Here is a 19395-nt window from a genome sequence, read left to right as displayed (position 1 = left end):
ACGGGTCAAGCGCTGTTTCAGGTTTTGCCGGGTTCGGCGGGGGCGCGTCCATAAATGTCGTTGAAGCGCACGATGTCGTCTTCACCGAGGTACTCCCCGCTCTGCACTTCGATCATCACCAGATCAATCACTCCGGGATTGACCAGCCGATGGGTGCGACCGGGCTTGATGAAGGTCGACTCGTTGGTGTTGAGCAGGAACTCATCCTCGCCATTGGTCACCCGGGCCATGCCGCTGACCACTATCCAGTGCTCGCTGCGATGGTGGTGCATCTGCAGGGACAGGGAGGCTTCGGGCTTGACCATGATGCGTTTGATCTTGAAGCGTGGTCCCTCCTCGAGCACGGTGTAGGTGCCCCAGGGCCGGGTCACGGTGCGGTGCAGTTTGTAGGCGTCATGGCCCAGGCGCTTGAGTTCCTGGGCGATCAGCTTGACGTCCTGGCTGCGGTTGCCATCGGCCACCAGCAGTGCATCCGGGGTGTCGATGATGATCAGGTTGTTCAGGCCGACCCCGCCCACCAGACGCTTGCGCGAGTCGATGTAGCAGTTGCTGACATCGTGCAGCACGGTCTCGCCGTTGCACTGATTGCCGTGTTCGTCCGCCGGGGTCAGTTCTCGCACCGCCTGCCATGAGCCGATGTCGCTCCAGCCCAGTTGGCAAGGCACCACCGCCACTTTCTTCGAGCGCTCCATCACCGCGTAGTCGATGGAGATGTCGGGGGCCAGGGCGAAGCTTTCGCCGTCCAGTTCCACTTGCAGTTCGTGCTTGCCTTCCTTGCGATGGCTCAGCTCCAGGCAGTGCTCGACGGCGCTGACCACCTCCGGGACAAATTCCCGCAGCTCCTGGAGGATCACGTCGGTGCGCATGCAGAACATCCCGCCGTTCCACAGGTGCAGGCCGCCATCGACGTAACGCTGGGCCGTCGCGGCATCGGGCTTTTCGACGAAGCGACTGACCTGGAAGCTCTCGCTGTTCAGGCCCTGGCCTTTCTCGATGTAGCCGAAGCCGGTTTCAGCATGGGTCGGCACTATGCCGAAGGTCACCAGCCAACCTTGTTCGGCCAGTTGTCGGGCGCTGTCCACCGCCGCGGCAAAGGCCTGGACGTCCTTGATCAGGTGGTCGGCGGGCAGCACCAGCAGCTGCGCATCATCGCCGTACAGGCGACTGACATGCAGGGCCGCTGCGGCAATGGCCGGCGCAGTGTTGCGCCCGAAGGGTTCGAGGATGAAATCCAGATCGACTCGGGTTTTGTTCAGCAGGCGGTAATCATCCAGGGTGCGAAAGAACACTTCGCGGTTGGTTACCGTCAGCAGGCGGCCGACGTCCTTGAGCGCCGTGGCGCGCACGAAGGTCTTCTGCAGCAGGCTCTCGCCGTCCGGTAGGCGCATGAAGGGTTTGGGCATCGCCTCGCGGGATACCGGCCACAGGCGTGTGCCGGCGCCGCCAGCAATGATGCAGGGAATGAGTGTGCTCATTCAGAAGGCCTCGCGGGTCATGATGACGGACGGAATAGTGCGGAACAGGATGTACAGGTCAAACCAGACTGACCAGTTTTCGATGTATTCCAGGTCGAATTCGACACGTTTTTCGATCTTTTCCAGGGTGTCGGTTTCGCCGCGGTAACCATTGATCTGCGCCAGCCCGGTGATGCCCGGCTTCACCCTGTGGCGGGAGGTGTATTCCTTGACCGCCTCTTCGAAGAGGATGCCGGCAGCCTTGGTTGCCGTAGCGTGGGGCCGCGGGCCAACCATGGACATGCTGCCGGCGAACACATTGAACAGTTGGGGCAGCTCGTCGAGGCTGGTCTTGCGGATGACTCGTCCGACCCGGGTGATGCGCGGGTCGCCACGGGTGGTCTGTTTCTCGGCGTTGGCGTCGCTCAAATGCTGGTGCATCGAGCGGAACTTGTAGACCTCGATCAGCCGGTTGTTGTAGCCGTAGCGCTTCTGCTTGAACAGCACCGGGCCCTTGGAGTCCAGCTTGATCGCCAGGGCCACCAGCAACATCACAGGAGACAGCAGCACCAGGGCCAGAGTGGACAGCAGCATGTCTTCCAGGCGCTTGAAGACGGGTGACCAGCCTCGCAGAGGTACTTCGGAAGCGTTGAACATCGGCAGGTTGGCGACTTCAGTGATGCGGTTGTGGGCATGTCGGAAGGCCACCATGTCGGGCACCAGCAGCACGTTCACCGGCAGTCGGCGCAGCTCGCGGATGACATAGGCCATGCGGTTTTCCGCCGACCAGGGCAGGGCCACCAGGACCTGGGTGACCTTTTCCTCGCGGATCAAGCGCTCCAGGTCGCTGGAGTTGCCCAGCAGCGGCAGATTGCACAGGGTCTTGGGCAGACGGCCGATGCGGTCATCGATGAAGCCGATGACGCCCGAGCGGATGTCCTGGTGCTGGGCCAGGTATTCCGCCAGGCGCTGGCCGTTTTCCGTGGCGCCGAGAATCACCGCGTTCTGCAGGAATACCCCCCGTAGCATCAGTTGCTGGAACAGGGTCAGGAGAACCAGGCGCTCGATTCCGAACAACACAAAGCTGCCGATGAACCAGGCGAGCAATTGGGGGCTATTGATGGCCTTGAACATCTGCATCGAGTGATGCATGAACAGCAGCACACAAAACGAAGAGGCCCAGGCAAACAGGGTGAGTTGGAAGCGCAGTCGGTTGCTGAAAATCGACTCGGCGTAGACTCCCAGGGCCTGGAAGATCAGGACACTGATGACGCCGAAGAACAGCAGGATGGTCAGGTCGCTTTTCAGTACGGTGAGGTCCGTGTTCGACAGCAGGAGCAGCAACAGTCCCGGAATGATCGCGGTTGCGCCATGGACCACGCGTATGCCGAACAGGAAGTACTCGACCATGCTGGGACGAGTCAATAACAGGCTGTCTACAGGTTGCAACCGCATAAGATCAATTCCCTCGATCCAAGGCAAACCGGTTGACTGGAAGGACCGTCAGGAAGTTCGAAACTATTTCTTGCTTCCCGTTGTGCTTCCCGACACCGAAAAAACCACACCGACTCATCCATGGTCGTGGCAGGTGTTCATTGGCGCAGGCAGGGTTTTCGGCGTACTCGGGTGGGCCTCTGGGCACCGGTAAGCGCGATGGCCTGCACTTCATCATCTAAACGACCTGGCTGAGTAAAGCTCATGAAACAGCGGCTGGCTAATCGAAAGCAGGCTAGCGATGGAAGATTTCCCTCGTTGTCAGGCTAACCTCGGTCATGAGCGGGAGGCACGAACCAGACTGGCTTAGGCAAAAAAATAATCAATGGAACAGACTTTTTTCGCTGTGCCCAAGGTCAACATCCTTCAAGGAACCCATAACCGGAGTCATGGCTGATGAGTGAGCGCAAGGCACTGTTGATACTGCACGGCAAACAAGCTCTCAACGATGAGGTGCGCGCTGCGGTCGAGGCCAAGCGCGCTGCCGGTTGGGAGGTTGCGGTGCGCCTGACCTGGGAGGCGGGAGATGCCCAGCGGCTGGTGAACGAGGCGCTGGACGCGGGGCATACCCGGCTGATTGCCGGAGGCGGCGACGGTACGTTGCGGGACATTGCCGAAGCTCTGGCCAATGCCTCGGCCCCGGCCAGTCTGGTGCTGCTGCCATTGGGCACGGCCAATGACTTTGCCCGGGCTGCGGGTGTTCCCCTTGACCCGGCAGCGGCCCTGGACCTGCTGGAAGTCCCGGCCCGGGCGGTCGACCTGGGGGAGGTTGGCGGGCAGATTTTCCTCAATATGGCCACCGGCGGCTTTGGTAGCCAGGTCACCGCCAACACCTCTGAGGACTTGAAGAAAGTCCTTGGCGGTGCCGCTTATCTGTTCACCGGGCTGTCGCGCTTTGCCGAGTTGAGTGCGGCCTATGGCGAGTTGCAGGGGCCGGATTTCCATTGGCGTGGTGAGTTGCTGGCTCTGGGCATCGGCAATGGCCGGCAGGCGGGGGGCGGGCATGAGCTTTGCCCGGGAGCTCTGGCCGACGACGGCTTGCTGGATATCAGCATTCTGCCGGCGCCTCAGGAACTGGTAGGTACCCTGAAGAACCTGCTGGCCGGTGGCTTGGGGATCGACAATATGTTTGTCCGCGCGCGCCTGCCCTGGGTCGAGATCAAGGCCTCAAGAGGCCTGGACATCAATCTCGACGGCGAGCCGCTGCAGGGCGACACCTTGCGTTTCACTGCTCGCCCTGCGGCTTTGCAGGTGCATTTGCCCGCAGATTCGCCTTTGCTCGGCGGCGCTCGCTGAGTCAGTCGTCGAGGCTGATGATGCGCTCGCGCACGGCGAACAGCACCAGCCCGGCGACGTCGAAGATCTGCAGGCGCTTCATGATCTGTGAGCGGTGGGTTTCCACGGTCTTGATGCTCAAACCCAGGCCCAGGGCGATCTCCCGGGTGGATTTTCCGCGCACGATCAGCCGCAGGATTTCCAGCTGGCGAGCCGTCAGGTTGTGGTTTTCCACAGGCTGGGGCTGGTGCTTCTGGGCCCGGGTCAGCGCCTGGTTGATCACTGTGTGAGCAATGGCCGGGCTCAGGTAGCGCTCGTTGTTGCGCAGCGCTTGCAGGGCATGTTCGAGTTCGGTGGCAGTGGTGTCCTTGAGCAAATAGCCGTGGGCGCCGGATTCCAGGGCCTGCATGATCAGGGAGGGATCGGTGTGCATCGACAGGATCAGGACTTTGCTCTGGGGCCGCATCGCCTTGAGCCGGCGCAGGGCGTCGAGACCGCCAATGCGTTTCATCGACAGGTCCAGCAGGACGATGTCCGGATGCAGTTTCTCGACCATCTCCAGCAGGTGTGCGCCATCATCGGCTTCACCGATCACCGCGTATCCGGGAATGTCCATGACCAGGGCACGCACGCCAGCCCTGATAAGCGAGTGGTCATCCACCAAGAGTAAATTACAGGTCAATGTGAAACCTTATTCGTGCTGGCCCGCTCCAGGGTGCGAGGGGCCCAGGGAAAGAGTGCTTCGATCTGGGTGCCTTGGTCGACCTCGCTGGTGACCTGCAACAGGCCGCCCAACTGGCTGATTCGTTCCTGCATCCCGGCCATGCCGCGCTGGCCCAGGGCGCCGGGATCGCTGGCCGGGGCGAACCCCTGGCCATCGTCGCTGATGAACAGCGAAAGGCCTTCCGGCAGTCGCTGCACCCGTACCAGCAGGTTTTTCGCCTGGGCGTGGCGCAGCATGTTGGTGACCGCCTCCTGAGTGATGCGGAACGCTGCGACGGCCATTTCCTCCGGGATTCCCGACAGGCGCTGGCGGCATTCCAGGCTCCAGTGCACCGAGGTGTTTTCCAGGGTCTTGAGCAGGTGGGCGCGCAGGCTGGCTTCCAGTCCCAGGCTGGCCAACTGCCGGGGATTGAGGATCGCGGACACGTCACGCACCTTGGCCAGGGTCTCTTCCAGGGTGGTGCCCAGTAACGCGCAGGATGCCTGCAGGTCATCCGGCAGGCGCCGCTTGAGCCAGTCGGTCTGCAGTTTTGCCGCTGTCAGCAACTGGCCGATGTCATCGTGCAGTTCACGGCTGAGGCGGTGCCGCTCATTCTCCTTGACCTCAAGCAGGCGTTCGGCGAGTTCCTGGGGCTGGAAGCGAATGGACTTTCGCGAATAGCCGTATTGCATCCAGATACAGGTCAGAGCCGCGACATTGAGCAACAGCAAGATCAGCGGCAGGGGCCGGCCCAGGCAATAGATCAGCACATTGCCCAGGGTCGAGCAGGAACACAGCAATAGGCTGAGCCAGCGCAGATGATCTCGGGAGAGGGGCCAAGAGAAGAGTGACTTGAGGCTGGCGTACATAGCGGATGGAGCCAATGAATGTTCGCTGCGAGAGCCCGGTCAGGGGTGGATGACGGGGCTTGTTTGAGAAACGGTGCTATTTGAATACCCGGTTTCAATCAACCTTGTCTGTTTGTCTTGTACAAGCCGAGTAGTGACTGCCGACATTGGAATCAAAGTGCCATTAACTGTGTCCGTTTATGGGCGACATAATACCACCGAAGATATCGTTGGTCGCGTTTATACGCACAGGTATATATGTCTTGAAAGTCAGGAATATGGGCCTGCGGAACGTCTGTTCCATGTCCTCCATAGGCCTTGGAGAGGCCGAGGATATTGGGGGTTGCGGACGGTTTTGCGGGCACGTATATGGGGCCGAACAGTAAGTCCCGGGGCTGGCTCTAATTGAAGTTATTGAATCGATGATGTCGCTCTTGGGTATGAAATACTCAATAACGACCAGATATTTGACCCGAAACCTGAAGTCTTACTGATGTTTCGGGCTGGCTATCGTAACTACGGGTTTTATCTGCCATCCAGCGGCACAAGTGCAACTTCAATGGGTGCAGGATGGATAAGCGCAGGTGCAGTTTTGCGCCACTTGATCGGTCAGTTCATCGATCAGCAGGACCTGTTCGCTGTCATCCAGATTGAGTTGGCCGTTGTGCGGGTCGATCAGTTCCAGTTGCCAGGCCATCAGGGTCAGGCAGCTTTTCAAGGCGTCGAGGATTGGGTCGTTAAGGTCCAGCGGATGTGCTGTGGGTTTCAGCACGCCATGAATATGCACGGCGAATTCGGCCAGCGGGCTGATGGAATGGCGAGCCGCTGTCTGGGCCAGACACAGCAGGCTGGCGAGCAGGCAATTGATCGCCTCTTCGTCATTCCTGATCAAGTGCAGATGGCTCAGGCAATCTTCCGATTTAGCCAGCAGGGCCTGGGCTTCAAGCAGGAACTCAGGCAGGGGGGGAGCGCACTTGCGGCCGTCCTTTAGCATGCTTATCTCCATGACTTCGAGTCCGATGACGGGATAGGGCGTTGGCTGAACGGTTTTAAGGTAGGGCGCGTTTTTTGCGTTTGTATATAAGATAAATCTGAATATTTTTCAGGGCTCGCAAGGGGCCGTAAGAGCCGATGTTCATCGCTTGCGCAAGCAGCCCGAATACCGGCCACAGCAATGCGGCGCAGGTGCGCTGGGGCTTGATGGGTGTGGGTGCTTGGGCTTGAAAGGGTACTGGGCCACCTTTCTGCGATCACAAACAAAAGCCTGACTCCGTTCATGCAATGAGAATGGCGTCACATTAATGGCTATTGGATATTGCGAATATCAGGATGGTCCTGATTGTTGCTAGGGGAAACCCTTAGGCGCGGGAACTTCACGTCGCGAACAAGGTCGCGTCGTCGGAGAGTCGTGCTGCTGAATTGACCGCCTCAGTAAAGCATGATGTTAATGTGACATCAATGGCTTTCGTGTGGCAATTTGCATGCGAGTCAAGATACGGCGAATCCCGCCGATATCAGTCTTTAGTGAATTCATCAGAACAAGCCCAGGAGTCATTAATGGCCGGCATTCTCGACACGGTAGATCAACGCACGCAACTGGTGGGTGAGAATCGCCTGGAAATCCTCATGTTCCGTCTGGCCGGTCGGCAGTTGTTCGCGATCAACGTCTTCAAGGTCCAGGAAGTCCTGCAACTGCCCAAGCTGACCCTGATGCCGCAGCGCCATCCATTCGTTTGCGGTGTGGTCAACCTGCGTGGCCAGACCCTGCCGGTCATCGACCTGTCCCAGGCCATCGGCATGCGCCCGCTGGTCCCGGGGCCCAACAGCACCATTATCGTCACCGAGTACAACCGTTCGGTTCAGGCGTTCCTGGTGGGCGGCGTGGACCGCATCGTCAACATGAACTGGGAAGCCATCATGCCGCCGCCTACCAGCGCCGGACGCCAGCACTACCTGACGGCCATCAGCAAGGTTGACGAGCAGCTGGTGGAAATCATCGACGTCGAGAAAGTCCTGGCGGAAATCGTGCCCTACAACGCCAAGGTTTCCCGGGACAAGCTGGAAGATCCCGTGCTGGAGCGTGCTCGCGGCCGCGAAGTGCTGCTGGTGGACGACTCCAATGTGGCGCTCTCGCAACTGCGCGATACCCTCGGCCAGCTCGGTGTGAAGATGCACATCGCCAGCGATGGCCTCAAGGCTCTGAACATGCTCAAGGCCTGGGCCGATACCGGGGTCGACATGACCGACAAGCTGTTGATGGTGTTCACCGATGCGGAAATGCCGGAGATGGACGGCTATCGCCTGACTACCGAGATCCGCAACGACCCGCGACTGCGTGGGCTCTATGTGGTGCTGCATACATCCTTGTCCGGCAGCTTCAACGAATCCATGGTGAAGAAAGTCGGTTGCGACAACTTCCTCTCCAAGTTTCAACCGGACAAACTGGTGGACGTGGTCCGTCAGCGTTTGATGCTGGATGAAGTCAGCGTCTGATTCGGGGGATGTCCGGCCGCTTTTCCCTTGCGTCTTTGTTTCGTCGAAGCGCTGGTATAGGGTGAGCTTTTTTGCCCACACAGGGAGCTGGACATGCGTCTTAGCGCGCTTTATCGATACCCGTTGAAATCCGCCAGGGGCGAAACCCTGCAACAGATCGGCCTGGACAAGCTCGGTCTGGAGGGGGATCGCCGCTGGATGCTGGTGGATGAGGCCAGCGGGCGCTTCCTCACCCAGCGTGCCGTGGGGCGCATGAGTCAGCTCTCGGCGCTGTGCAATGACCAGGGTGGCCTGACCCTCAGCGCTCCCGGGTTTTCCACCCTTGATGTGCCCCTGCCGGTGGCCGATGCCGCACTGCGCGGCGTCACCATCTGGCACGACAGCCTGCGGGTGCCCGATGCCGGGGACGAGGCGGGCGCCTGGGTCAGTGAGTTCATTGGCAAGCCTACCCGCTTGGTGCAGGTGCCCGCGGAACGGGCGCGGAGCACCGCTGCCGGTTACGGCAGGGACGACGATCAAGTGGCGTTTGCCGATGGTTTTCCGCTGTTGTTGATTGGTCAGGCGTCCCTGGAGGACCTGTCGGGTCGGGTGGGTCGGCCTCTGGAGATGCTGCGTTTTCGACCCAATCTGGTGATCGAAGGCAGCGAGGCCTTTGCCGAGGACCAGTGGCGGCGCATACGGATTGGCGATGTCGAGTTTCGTGTGGTCAAGCCGTGTTCGCGCTGCATCCTGACCACCATTGATCCACAGACTGGTGAACGCAGCGCCGACCGCGAACCCCTGGCCACCTTGCAGAAGTATCGCGCCCAGGCTGACGGCGCGATGTTCGGACAGAACCTGGTCAACGACGGCAATGGTCGATTGCAGGTGGGGATGCCCGTGACCGTCCTCGAATAGCGTTTCTTGGCTCCATGAAAAAAGCCCGTCTCTTTAGGAGACGGGCTTTTTTTGTCAGCGCGATAGCCGTGGCAGGTGAATCAACCGCGGTATTCGCACAGGTAGGCGGTGTCCACGGCGACTTTCAGCTGGAACTTGCTGTTGGCCGGTACGTTGAACTGGCTGCCGGCAGGAAAGGTTTCCCAGTCGGCGCTGTCGGGCAGGCGCACGGTCAGGGCGCCGGACACCACGTGCATGATTTCCCGTTGCGCTGTACCGAACTCGTATTCGCCCGGGGCCATGACGCCAATGGTGGCTGGACCTTCGGCCGTGCCGAAGGCAATCGACTTGACGGTGCCGTCGAAGTACTCGTTGACTTTAAACATGGGCGATTCCTCAAGAAAGGGTCAAAAAGGTTGGCCAGTATGCACAAGGCCTCAAAGGCCGTCACCTGCCGCCATCATGGAAGAATCAGCGGCAATAAGCGTGCTGTATTGCGTGCATCTTCCAGGGCTCGATGCTGCTGGCCGTTGAACTGCATGCCGGCCAGTTGCAAGGCTGCATTCAGGCCCAGGGGGCGCTCCAGACGCCGGGCCTTGGCAAAGCGTTGTTTGAGGTTCATGTGCGGGACGTCATTCAACAGGCTGTGCAGTTGCTGGTTGTGCCACTCCAGTTGCAGTTGCTTGCGGTCATAGTCGCCCCAACTGGCCCAACCCTCCAGGCGCGACTGATGCTGGCCGAGCCAGCGTTCGAACAGGGTCCAGACTTCGCTCAACGGTGCTGCGCTGTCGATATTGGCCTGAGTGATATGGGTCAGCTCGCGACAGAACGGCGTCAGCCGCGGACGTCGCATGGGACGGACGAAACGCTGGAAATGGTCCTGTTCCCGACCCTGGCGATTGACCAGGGTGGCTCCGATTTCGATGATTTCCATCTCGCTTACCGGCCAGCCCCCTTCATCCGTCGTGGCTTCCAGATCTATTACCAGCCAGTGGGGCATCGCAAATTCCAGCCTTCAAACTCCTGATGAGGCTTGAGCGTAGCCAAAGCTGACGCATCCGCCTAGTGCTCCATTTCCGAGGCGGGACCGGCTTGCTCCACCTCCAGCAGAATCTGCCGGTTCTTCACCTGGTCCCCGAGGTTGACCTGGACCCGGGTGATCACTCCGTCGATCCCGGCCTTGAGCGGGTGTTCCATCTTCATTGCCTCCAGCACCAGCAGCAGTTGGCCCTTGCTGACACTCATGCCTTCACTGACCAGCACGTCGACTATGGCCCCGTCCATGGGCGCCTTGAGGGTGCCGGAATCGGCGCCCAGTTGACCCTGTACCGGCGCATGGGTGCGGTCCTGCAGATGCAGGCTGCCCTGGCGGCTGCTCAGCCAGAGTTCGCCGTCGTGCAGTTGATAGGCGTAGTGCCGGCGAATGCCCGCGACCTCCAGTGTGGCCCGGCGGCCATCGGCGGCCATGACCTTGATTGTCCACACCTCATCCCCCTGCTGTACGTGCAGCAGGCCCGATGCCGAGGGACTCAGTTCCAACGACCATTGACTGTCATCCAGACCGATGCGGTAGCCCAGGGGCACACTGGCATTGTTGCGCCAGGCGCTCAGGTTTGAGCGGTGTGCGCTGGCGCTGTGGTGATAGAAGAGCGCAGCGGCAATGGCCAGTTCCTCGTGGCTGGGGTGCTGCGGTTGCAGGCTCGGGTCCTCGGCAAAGTGTTCGGCGATGAACCCGGTGCTGAACCGACCACTGGCAAATACCGGGTGCCTGAGCAAGCCGGCCAGCAGCCGACGGTTGCTCTCAAGCCCCAGCAACACACAGTCCTCGACCCCGCGCAACAGCTTGCGCCGGGCTTCCTCGCGGGTGGCGCCGTGGGCGATCAGCTTGCCCAGCATCGGGTCGTAGAAGGGACTGACCCATTGGCCTTCCTGCAAGCCGTGGTCGATGCGTATCCCCGGCGCCGGCTCCCAGCGCAGAACCTGGCCGGTCTGGGGCAGGAAGTTCTGCGCCGGGTCCTCGGCGTACAGGCGCACTTCAATGGCATGGCCGTTGAGCTGTACTTGCTCCTGGGTCAGGGGCAGCGGCTCGCCGGCAGCGACTTGCAACTGCAGGGCCACCAGATCCAGGCCGGTGACCAGTTCGGTGACCGGATGCTCCACCTGCAGGCGGGTGTTCATTTCCAGGAAGTAGAACTGACCGCGGGCGTCCAGCAGGAACTCCACGGTGCCGGCGCCGACATAGTTCACCGCGCGTCCGGCCTTGAGCGCCGCCTTGCCCATGGCCCGACGCAGTTCCTCGGTCATTACCGGGCAGGGGGCCTCTTCGATGACCTTCTGATGGCGGCGCTGAATCGAGCAGTCCCGTTCACCCAAATAGATCAAATGACCGTGCTGGTCGCCGAAGACCTGCATTTCCACGTGCCGGGGCTCGATCAGCGCCTGCTCCAGAATCAGCTCGTCGCTGCCGAAGGCATGCAGGGCTTCCGAGCGAGCGGTACGGATCTGTTCCAGCAGTTGCTCGTGACGCTGCACCAGGCGCATGCCGCGTCCGCCGCCCCCGGCGCTGGCCTTGATCATCAGCGGATAGCCGATGCGCTCGGCCTCGCGCTGCAAAGTGGCGTCGTCCTGCTCCTCGCCCTGGTAACCCTGGATACAAGGCACGCCGGCTTCGAGCATGGCGATCTTCGAGCGGCGCTTGCTGCCCATCAGTTCGATGGCGGCGGCACTGGGGCCAATGAAGGTGATGCCCGCGGCTGCACAGGCCGCGGCGAACTCGGGGTTTTCCGAGAGGAAGCCGTAGCCAGGGTGGATGGCGTCGGCACCGCTGCGTCGGGCGGCGTCGAGGATTGCGCCGCTGTTGAGGTAGGACTGCTGCACCGGGGACGGGCCGATGTGGATGGCTTCGTCGGCCATGTGCACATGCAGGGCATCGGCGTCGGCGTCGCTGAACACGGCCACGGTGCGGTAGCCCAGGGCCTGTGCGGTGCGCTGGATGCGGCAGGCGATTTCGCCACGGTTGGCGATCAGGATCTTGCTGAAGGTGGGCATACAGGCTCCCGGGAATCGGTGGGGGGCGTTCGCCGGCAAGCCGGCTCCTACAAGGGGTTAGCTGGCCCAGGCCGGTTTGCGTTTTTGCACGAAGGCCAGGGTGCCTTCGAGGCCTTCCGCTCCGGTGACGGCCTGGGCGAAGTCTTCGGCGGCCTGATCCAGCAGGGGCCCCAGAGGCTGGTCGACGCTGGCCAGTAGCAGGGCCTTGGTTGCAGCGTTGGCCCCGGGGGCGCAGCGCAGGACCTGCGACAACTGCTGTTCAAGGCGTTCTTCCAGGGCTCGGGGATCAGCCTCGACAAAGTGCACCAGGCCCAGGCGCAGGGCCTCGGCCCCGTCGAAGCGAGCGGCGGTCAGGGTCAGGCGTCGGGCCTGGGTCAGGCCGATGCGCCGCACCACGAAGGGGGCGATCTGCGCCGGCAGCAGGCCGAGGCCGGTTTCCGGCATGCCGAACTGCGCACTGTGTTCGGCGATGGCGATATCGCTGACACACGCCAGGCCGAAGCCGCCGCCCAGCACCGCGCCCTGCAGCACGCAGACCAGCACCTGGGGTGTCTGCTGGGCTTCTTCGAGCAGCGCACCGAAGGCCCGGTTCAGTTCACGGTAGGCAGCGCTGCCTCGGGTGCGGGCGCCGGCCATGTCCTTGAGGTCGCCGCCGGCGCAGAAGTGGCCAGCGGCACCCCGCAGGACCAGGGCGCGGATGCTCCGGCGCTCTCGCACGGCGGCGAGCACGGTACGCAGTTCCGCCACCATCTGCAGGCTCATGGCGTTGCGGCTCTCGGGGCGGTTGAGGGTGATGAACAGCACACCATTGCGCGGTTCCAGCAGCAGGGTCTGGCAGGCCGGGAGCGGGTTCATTTCTTTTTCCCCGGCAGGATGCCCATGAGTTTGCAGATGATCCCCAGCATGATCTCGTCGGCGCCGCCGCCGATGGAAACCAGGCGCACATCGCGATAGGCGCGGGCCACCGGGTTGTCCCACATGAAGCCCATGCCGCCCCAGTACTGCAGGCAGCTGTCGCTGACCTCGCGGCCCAGGCGCCCGGCCTTGAGTTTGGCCATGGAGGCCAGGCGAGTCACATCCTGGCCGCGCACATACTGCTCGGTAGCCTGGTAGACCAGGGCCCGCAGGCACTCGATCTCGGTGGACAGTTCGGCCAGGCGGAAGTGGATCACCTGATTGTCGATCAGCGGGTTGCCAAAGGTGCGGCGCTCCTTGCAGTACTCGATGGTGCTGTCCACGCAGTACTCCAGGCCCTTGATCATGTTCGCCGCGCCGAACAGCCGTTCCTCCTGGAACTGCAGCATCTGCATCATGAAACCGGCGCCTTCATGACCGATACGATTGCGCTGGGGCACCCGTACGTTGTCGAAGAATACCTGGGCGGTTTCCGAGCTGCGCATGCCGAGCTTGTCCAGGTGCGAACTGAGGCTGATGCCCGGGGTGTTCATCGGCACCATGATCAGCGACTTGTTGACGTGGGGCTTGTCGTCCGAGGTATTGGCCAGCAGGCAGATGAAGTCGGCGCTGGGGGAGTTGGTGATCCACATCTTGCTGCCGTTGATCACGTAGTCGTCGCCGTCCTTGCGGGCGTGGGTCTTGAGCCCGGCCACATCGGAACCGGCGCCGACTTCGGAGACGCCGATGCAGCCGACCTGCTCGCCCGTGATGGCCGGCCGCAGAAACTCGTCGCGCAGCTCATCGGAACCGAAGCGCGCCAGGGCCGGGGTGCACATGTCGGTCTGTACGCCGATGGACATGGGAATGCCGCCGCAATGGATGGTGCCGAACTCTTCGGCGGCGACGATGGAATAGCTGTAGTCCAGGCCCATGCCGCCGAACTTTTCCGGCTTGGAGATGCCCAGCAGCCCCAGTTCGCCGGCCTTGCGGAAAATCTCGTGGATGGGAAAGCGCCCGGCTTTCTCCCATTCCTCCACATGGGGGTTGATTTCGCGGTCGACAAAATGGCGCACCGTGCGCCGCAGCTCTTCGTGTTCCTGGGTGAAGATCATTGTTGTTCTCCTCAAGTGGGGTCAGACCGCGAAATGCCCTATCAAAACCGTGCCACACCGAAACTGTTGGGCTGCAAGACCCGGGCATCGGCCTCATGGCAGATGTCCAGCAGATAGCCCAGGAGCGTGCGGGTATCCCGGGGGTCGATCAGGCCGTCGTCCCACAGGTTGGCGCTGCCGTACAAGGCGGTGGACTGGCTGTCGAGCTTCTGCGCCGTGACCTGTTCCAGCATGTCGAGCATCTTCGGGTCCGCCTCCTGGCCGCTCTTCGCATGCTTGGCCTCGGTGACGATGCGCAGCACCTTGCCGGCCTGGGCGCCGCCCATCACCGCGGTACGGCTGTTGGGCCAGGCGAAGATGAAGCGCGGGTCCAGGCCTCGGCCACACATCGCATAGTTGCCGGCGCCATAGGAGCCGCCGACGACGATGGTCAGCTTCGGCACCCGGGCATTGGCCACCGCCTGGATCAGCTTGGCGCCGTGCTTGATCACCCCTTGCTGTTCCGACTCGGTACCCACCATGAAACCGGTGGTGTTGTGGAAAAACAGCAAGGGCGTGCGGCTCTGGTCGCAAAGCTGGATAAACTGCGCCGCCTTGCTCGCACCCTGGGGCGTGATCGGGCCGTTGTTGCCGATAAAACCGCAGGGTTGGCCCTGGATCTGCAGGTGGCCACACAGGGTCTGGGCATCGAACTCGCCCTTGAACTCCAGGAACTGCGAGCCGTCCGCCAGGCGGGCGATGATTTCCCGGGCGTCATAGGGTTTTTTCGGATCGTCGGGAATCAGGCCGAGCAGTTCGTCGATGGGGTACAGCGGCTCGCTCCAGGTTCTGGCCGGTTGTACCGGCAGTTGGGCGTTCCAGGGCAACAAGCTGACGATCTCGCGGACGATGCGGATGCCGTCGGCGTCGTTCTCCGCCAGGTACTCGGCAGTGCCGGCGACCTGGGCGTGCATCTCGGCCCCGCCCAGTTGTTCATCGGTGGCCACTTCACCGGTGGCGGCCTTGAGCAGTGGCGGCCCGGCGAGAAACAGCTTGGCCTTGCCGCGCACCACCACCACGTAATCCGAGAGCCCGGGCTGATAGGCGCCGCCGGCGGTGGCCGAACCGTGGACCACGGTGATCTGTGGCAGGCCCATGGCCGACATCCGCGCCTGATTGGCGAAGCTGCGCGCACCTTCGACGAAGATCTCTGCCGCGTAGTTAAGGTTGGCGCCACCGCTTTCCGCCAGGGTCACCACTGGCAGTTTGTTCTCCATGGCGATCTGTTGCAGGCGCAGGGACTTCTTCAGGCCGCTGGGGGAAATGGTCCCGCCCTTGATCGCACTGTTATTGGCCACCACCAGCATGCGCACCCCGCACACATAACCGATGCCGGCGATCAGGCCGCCGCCGGCCTGGCTGCCGTCCTTGTCGTCGTGCAGCTTGTAGCCGGCGAGGCTGGCCAGTTCAAGAAAGGGCGCTCCGGGGTCCAGCAGCAAGTTGAGGCGGTCCCGGGGCAGCAACTGGCCGCGCTTGTCGAACTTGGCCTTGGCCTCGGCCGCCTTGTTCAGCAGGTTCTGCTGCAGCGTTTGCAACTGTTGCAGGCCTGTCAGCATCGCCTCGCGGTTCTGGGCGAACTGCGGGCTGTGGGGATCGAGCTGGGATAGGATCACCGGCATGGCTCAGTCCTCGCCTTTGAGCACATCGGGCAGGTAGGCCCGATGAAAACCGTTGTACGACTCACTGTTGCGCGCCTTGGCCAACGGCCAGGCGCGGCTGCCGAGGCTGGCGGCGCCGTCGATGCGCAGGGTGCTGCCACTGACAAAGGCCGCGCCGGGGCTGAGCAGAAACACGATGGCCGCGCTGACTTCCGATTCCGTGCCAATGCGTTTGAGCGGCACGTGCTCGCGCAGGGTGGGAATGACGGCCTTGAACGCGCCTTCGTAAGTGTCCATGCCACTGGAGGCGATCCAGCCCGGGGCCACGGCGTTGACCCGGACGCCGGCATGGCCCCATTCGTAGGCGGCGGTCTTGGTGAAGTTGTCCATACCCGAGCGCGCCGCGCCGGAGTGGCCCATGCCGGGCATGCCGCCCCACATGTCGGCGAGCATATTGACGATGCTGCCGCCGTGGCGGCTCATAGACTGGTTGAACACTTCCCGGGCCATCAGGAAACCGCCCACCAGATTGGTGCGCAGCACGGTTTCGAAACCTTTCTGGTTGATCGAAGCCAGGGGCGCCGGATATTGGCCGCCGGCATTGTTCACCAGGCCATGGATCGGCCCGTAGCGCTCGATCAACTGCCCCACCAGGGTCTTGACTGCTTCCTCGTCGCGAATGTCACAGGCTTGCCAATGAGCCTGGCCGCCGTCCTCGGCAATCTCCCCGGCAACCTTCTGCAGTTTCTCCGCCTTGCGCCCCACCAGCAGCACCTGGGCGCCCAGTGCCGCCAGCTCATGGGCCGTGCAACGGCCGATGCCGCTGCCGCCGCCGGTGACGATGATGGTCTGGCCGGCGAACAATTGCGCTTTGAAAATCGAGTCGTACACCACGGCAGCTCCTTTAGTTGACGGCGTCGGCGATGCGCTGGGGCACCGGGATCTGGATTTCCAGCAACTGCTGGGCGAAGGCCTTGCCTTGTGGGTCGATGCGCAGGCTGGCGACACCGCCGCCGCCCAGGGCGTTTTCCAGCAGGAAGTTGAGGCCATGGATGCCCGGCAGGTACCAGCGCTGTACACGGCCGTGGACCGGGTCCAGCACATGCCCCATCCAGTCCACCAGCACCTCGGGGGTCAGGGCTTCAGCGATCCACGGCAGGTAGTCGGGGTGACGCGCCAGCACGCCGATGTTGCTGTGGTTGCCCTTGTCGCCCGAGCGTGCCACCGCCAGCTTGACCAGGGGCACGCTGGCGTCGGGACGGCCTTGGGGTTTGGGCAGTGAATGCGGGGCGGGCAGGGCGCTGGCGTCCAGGCGGTCGACTTCGGGCAGGGCGCAGGGATGACGCTGGCCGGCGAGGTCGATTTCCAGGTGGCAGGTGTCCTTGTCCAGCAGGAAAGAAAACAGCCGGATCACCGGATACACCGTGGGGCGTCCGCCGACGATGCCGGTCAGCCCTGGAGCCATGCCGGTGGCAGCCTGGGCAATCTCCCGGGAGAACAGCACCAGCGCCGCCTTGTGCGGATGGCGCACCGCCAGCTTGATCACCACTTCGCGGCTGTCCTGGCGCCGGCCATGGGCGCCGTAAGTGGCCTCGCTGCCCAACAGCTCGATGTTGACTTCGCTGTAGTCTGGCCAGCCGCGCTGGCTGAACATTTCGCGGGTCTTGTCGATGATCGCCTGGCTGACCCGGCGCGCCTTGGCCACCGCGTCGATCCCGGCCATCAGGCAACTGGCGGTGCAACGGAAACCGTCCGGGTAGGTGGCGCTGACCTTGTACTGGTGGCTCGGGGGCAGGCCCTTGGCGCCCTGGACCCGGACTTCATTCGGTGCTGACTGCTGCACCTGCACCTGGGAGAAATCGCACACCACATCGGGAAGCAGATATGCCCGTGGATTGCCGATTTCGTACAGCAACTGCTCACCGACCGTCAGCGGACTGATGAGCCCACCGGTGCCCGGGGCCTTGCTGACCACGAACCCGCCGTCGGCGTCGACCTCGACAATGGGAAAACCGATGTGTTCGTAGTCCGGCACGTCGCGCCAATCGGTGAAGTTACCGCCGCTGCACTGGGCGCCACACTCGATGATGTGCCCGGCGAGGGCCGCCTGGGCCAGGCGGTCGTAGTCCCGCCAGGACCAGGCGAACTCGTGGACCAGAGCGCCACTGACCACCGCGCTGTCGACACCGCGACCGGTGATCACGATATCCGCCCCCAGGCCCAGGGCCTCGACGATGCCCGGGGCACCCAGGTAGGCATTGGTGGAGACGCACATCGGTGGTAAGGGGGCGTCGCTGAACATTTCCTTGATCCCGGCGCCGGCCAGTTGCTTGAACTGCGGTTGCAGGTCGTCCCCCAGCAGCACGGCGATCTTCAGCGGCACCCCGGCCTGTTCGCAGGCGGTGCGCAAGGCCCTGGCGCAGGCGTGGGGATTGACCCCGCCGGCATTGCTGATCACGCGGATCTGCTGTTCATGGATCGACGCCAGCAGCGGCTTGAGCACCTCGACGAAATCCGTGGCGTAACCTGAGTCCGGGTCTTTCATGCGGGCCCCGGCCATGATCGACAGGGTGATCTCCGCCAGGTAATCGAACACCAGGTAATCCAGGCGTCCACCTTCCACCAGTTGCGCGGCGGCGCTGCTGGTGTCGCCCCAGAAGGCGCTGGCGCAGCCGATTCGTACGGTCTTGGTCATGGCAGGGCTCTCGAGAAAAGAACTGCGAGGAGGCTACCAAGCAAGCGCTTGGTTTGTAAATGGGCGAATGGATTCTTCGACCCAAGCGCTTGCTTGGTGGCAGTAGGGGGCTTAAATTGCGCGCGCTACAGCCGGTTTCGGGCTGAGCTATTGACGAAGTGACGGTAGGAGAACACCGGTGGACGAGCAAAAAGCCTTGCAGGTAGTGCGCGAGCTGATCGCCAGCGGACAAGTGACCGATCCCGAGAGCGCCCGGGGCAAGCTGTTGCAGACCGCCGCGCACCTGTTTCGCAACAAGGGCTACGAGCGCACCACGGTGCGGGATCTGGCCGGCGCGGTGGGCATTCAATCCGGCAGCATCTTCCACCACTTCAAGAGCAAGGACGACATCCTGCGCGCCGTCATGCAGGAAACCATCCACTACAACACTGCCTTGATGCGCGCCGAACTGGCCGAGGCCGGCAGCGTGCGCGAGCGAGTGCTGGCGCTGATCCGCTGCGAACTGCAATCGATCATGGGCGGCAGCGGCGAAGCCATGGCGGTGCTGGTCTATGAGTGGCGCTCGCTGTCTCCGCAAGGCCAGGCCGCGGTCCTGGCATTGCGGGACATCTACGAACAGATCTGGCTGCAGGTGCTGGGCGAGGCCAAGGACGCCGGATTCATCAAGGGAGATGTGTTCATCACCCGGCGCTTCCTCACCGGGGCGTTGTCCTGGACCACCACCTGGTTCCGCGCCCAGGGCAGCATGACTTTGGAGCAATTGGCCCAGGAAGCCTTGCTGTTGGTGCTCAAGGATCATTGAGGCGCTGATTTATTCTCTGCCGCGAGATTGTCGAAGCGCCCGAAAACGCCTAGCTTTACGG

Annotated in this window: 17 protein-coding genes; 4 read left to right on the top strand and 13 right to left on the bottom strand. The window is 62.5% G+C overall.

Annotated elements, in window-relative coordinates:
- Positions 1-17: 17 nt before the first annotated feature.
- Together P7C00_RS22715 and P7C00_RS22710 are read right to left on the bottom strand one after the other, a co-directional pair.
- Positions 18-1475: a mannose-1-phosphate guanylyltransferase/mannose-6-phosphate isomerase gene (locus P7C00_RS22715; RefSeq protein ID WP_404937425.1), complete on the bottom strand. Its 1458-nt coding sequence runs from the start codon at positions 1473-1475 to the stop codon at positions 18-20.
- Positions 1476-2909, bottom strand: coding sequence for an undecaprenyl-phosphate glucose phosphotransferase (locus P7C00_RS22710; RefSeq protein WP_404937424.1), 1434 nt, complete (start codon positions 2907-2909; stop codon positions 1476-1478).
- Between the two features lie 435 nt (positions 2910-3344).
- On the opposite strand from P7C00_RS22710, the gene yegS reads away from it, so the two are divergent.
- Entirely contained in the window at positions 3345-4244 is a 900-nt protein-coding gene (gene yegS / locus P7C00_RS22705) for a lipid kinase YegS (RefSeq protein ID WP_346632130.1), read from the top strand.
- 1 nt (position 4245) lies between these two features.
- Here the strand turns inward: yegS and P7C00_RS22700 are convergent, their stop codons facing one another.
- The 3 genes from P7C00_RS22700 to P7C00_RS22690 form a co-directional block, all read right to left on the bottom strand.
- Entirely contained in the window at positions 4246-4905 is a 660-nt protein-coding gene (locus P7C00_RS22700; RefSeq protein WP_404937423.1) for a response regulator, read from the bottom strand.
- Positions 4902-5795: a sensor histidine kinase gene (locus tag P7C00_RS22695; RefSeq protein ID WP_404940070.1), complete on the bottom strand. Its 894-nt coding sequence runs from the start codon at positions 5793-5795 to the stop codon at positions 4902-4904. Before P7C00_RS22695 ends, P7C00_RS22700 begins: the two co-directional genes overlap by 4 nt.
- Positions 5796-6330: 535 nt before the next feature.
- Positions 6331-6768, bottom strand: a complete 438-nt coding sequence (locus P7C00_RS22690) for a hypothetical protein (protein WP_346632128.1) — start codon at positions 6766-6768, stop codon at positions 6331-6333.
- A gap of 563 nt (positions 6769-7331) precedes the next feature.
- Here P7C00_RS22690 and P7C00_RS22685 point away from each other — a divergent pair.
- Together P7C00_RS22685 and P7C00_RS22680 are read left to right on the top strand one after the other, a co-directional pair.
- Complete coding sequence (locus P7C00_RS22685; RefSeq protein WP_102860937.1) at positions 7332-8267, top strand: chemotaxis protein CheV; 936 nt, start codon at positions 7332-7334, stop codon at positions 8265-8267.
- Between the two features lie 93 nt (positions 8268-8360).
- Positions 8361-9164 carry an MOSC domain-containing protein gene (locus P7C00_RS22680; protein WP_346632126.1) on the top strand — a complete coding sequence of 268 codons (804 nt, stop codon included), beginning with the start codon at positions 8361-8363 and terminating at the stop codon, positions 9162-9164.
- An 80-nt stretch (positions 9165-9244) separates the two neighbouring features.
- Here the strand turns inward: P7C00_RS22680 and P7C00_RS22675 are convergent, their stop codons facing one another.
- The 8 genes from P7C00_RS22675 to P7C00_RS22640 form a co-directional block, all read right to left on the bottom strand.
- On the bottom strand, positions 9245-9529 hold the full coding sequence (locus P7C00_RS22675; RefSeq protein ID WP_011062476.1) for a pyrimidine/purine nucleoside phosphorylase: 285 nt from the start codon (positions 9527-9529) through the stop codon (positions 9245-9247).
- A 74-nt stretch (positions 9530-9603) separates the two neighbouring features.
- Positions 9604-10143 carry an exonuclease domain-containing protein gene (locus P7C00_RS22670; protein ID WP_402894074.1) on the bottom strand — a complete coding sequence of 180 codons (540 nt, stop codon included), beginning with the start codon at positions 10141-10143 and terminating at the stop codon, positions 9604-9606.
- A 62-nt stretch (positions 10144-10205) separates the two neighbouring features.
- Positions 10206-12191: a biotin carboxylase N-terminal domain-containing protein gene (locus P7C00_RS22665; RefSeq protein WP_404937422.1), complete on the bottom strand. Its 1986-nt coding sequence runs from the start codon at positions 12189-12191 to the stop codon at positions 10206-10208.
- Positions 12192-12248: 57 nt separating this feature from the next.
- Positions 12249-13046 carry an enoyl-CoA hydratase/isomerase family protein gene (locus tag P7C00_RS22660; protein ID WP_404937421.1) on the bottom strand — a complete coding sequence of 266 codons (798 nt, stop codon included), beginning with the start codon at positions 13044-13046 and terminating at the stop codon, positions 12249-12251.
- Entirely contained in the window at positions 13043-14200 is a 1158-nt protein-coding gene (gene atuD / locus P7C00_RS22655) for a citronellyl-CoA dehydrogenase (RefSeq protein ID WP_123727110.1), read from the bottom strand. The genes P7C00_RS22660 and atuD overlap by 4 nt, the downstream gene beginning before the upstream one ends.
- 41 nt (positions 14201-14241) lie before the next feature.
- On the bottom strand, positions 14242-15858 hold the full coding sequence (gene atuC, locus P7C00_RS22650) for a geranyl-CoA carboxylase subunit beta (protein ID WP_404937420.1): 1617 nt from the start codon (positions 15856-15858) through the stop codon (positions 14242-14244).
- A 3-nt stretch (positions 15859-15861) separates the two neighbouring features.
- Positions 15862-16731, bottom strand: coding sequence for an SDR family oxidoreductase (locus P7C00_RS22645; protein WP_346632122.1), 870 nt, complete (start codon positions 16729-16731; stop codon positions 15862-15864).
- 10 nt (positions 16732-16741) lie between these two features.
- Positions 16742-18532: an acyclic terpene utilization AtuA family protein gene (locus tag P7C00_RS22640; RefSeq protein ID WP_404937419.1), complete on the bottom strand. Its 1791-nt coding sequence runs from the start codon at positions 18530-18532 to the stop codon at positions 16742-16744.
- A 178-nt stretch (positions 18533-18710) separates the two neighbouring features.
- On the opposite strand from P7C00_RS22640, the gene P7C00_RS22635 reads away from it, so the two are divergent.
- Positions 18711-19334, top strand: a complete 624-nt coding sequence (locus P7C00_RS22635; RefSeq protein ID WP_346632120.1) for a TetR/AcrR family transcriptional regulator — start codon at positions 18711-18713, stop codon at positions 19332-19334.
- The last annotated feature ends 61 nt before the right edge of the window (positions 19335-19395 follow it).

Source organism: Pseudomonas sp. JDS08PS003 (assembly GCF_045013505.1).
Taxonomy (GTDB): Bacteria; Pseudomonadota; Gammaproteobacteria; order Pseudomonadales; family Pseudomonadaceae; genus Aquipseudomonas; species Aquipseudomonas protegens_B.
This window is presented reverse-complemented; position numbering and strand designations above follow the sequence as displayed.

Excerpts from the sequence above, each read along its gene's own strand:
- P7C00_RS22685 (WP_102860937.1), top strand. The coding sequence starts at position 7,332 with ATGGCCGGCATTCTCGACACGGTAGATCAACGCACGCAACTGGTGGGT.
- atuD (WP_123727110.1), bottom strand. The coding sequence starts at position 14,200 with ATGATCTTCACCCAGGAACACGAAGAGCTGCGGCGCACGGTGCGCCAT.
- P7C00_RS22690 (WP_346632128.1), bottom strand. The coding sequence starts at position 6,768 with ATGCTAAAGGACGGCCGCAAGTGCGCTCCCCCCCTGCCTGAGTTCCTG.
- P7C00_RS22695 (WP_404940070.1), bottom strand. The coding sequence starts at position 5,795 with ATGTACGCCAGCCTCAAGTCACTCTTCTCTTGGCCCCTCTCCCGAGAT.
- P7C00_RS22660 (WP_404937421.1), bottom strand. The coding sequence starts at position 13,046 with ATGAACCCGCTCCCGGCCTGCCAGACCCTGCTGCTGGAACCGCGCAAT.
- P7C00_RS22710 (WP_404937424.1), bottom strand. The coding sequence starts at position 2,909 with ATGCGGTTGCAACCTGTAGACAGCCTGTTATTGACTCGTCCCAGCATG.
- P7C00_RS22675 (WP_011062476.1), bottom strand. The coding sequence starts at position 9,529 with ATGTTTAAAGTCAACGAGTACTTCGACGGCACCGTCAAGTCGATTGCC.
- P7C00_RS22640 (WP_404937419.1), bottom strand. The coding sequence starts at position 18,532 with ATGACCAAGACCGTACGAATCGGCTGCGCCAGCGCCTTCTGGGGCGAC.
- P7C00_RS22670 (WP_402894074.1), bottom strand. The coding sequence starts at position 10,143 with ATGCCCCACTGGCTGGTAATAGATCTGGAAGCCACGACGGATGAAGGG.
- atuC (WP_404937420.1), bottom strand. The coding sequence starts at position 15,858 with ATGCCGGTGATCCTATCCCAGCTCGATCCCCACAGCCCGCAGTTCGCC.
- P7C00_RS22715 (WP_404937425.1), bottom strand. The coding sequence starts at position 1,475 with ATGAGCACACTCATTCCCTGCATCATTGCTGGCGGCGCCGGCACACGC.
- yegS (WP_346632130.1), top strand. The coding sequence starts at position 3,345 with ATGAGTGAGCGCAAGGCACTGTTGATACTGCACGGCAAACAAGCTCTC.
- P7C00_RS22665 (WP_404937422.1), bottom strand. The coding sequence starts at position 12,191 with ATGCCCACCTTCAGCAAGATCCTGATCGCCAACCGTGGCGAAATCGCC.
- P7C00_RS22680 (WP_346632126.1), top strand. The coding sequence starts at position 8,361 with ATGCGTCTTAGCGCGCTTTATCGATACCCGTTGAAATCCGCCAGGGGC.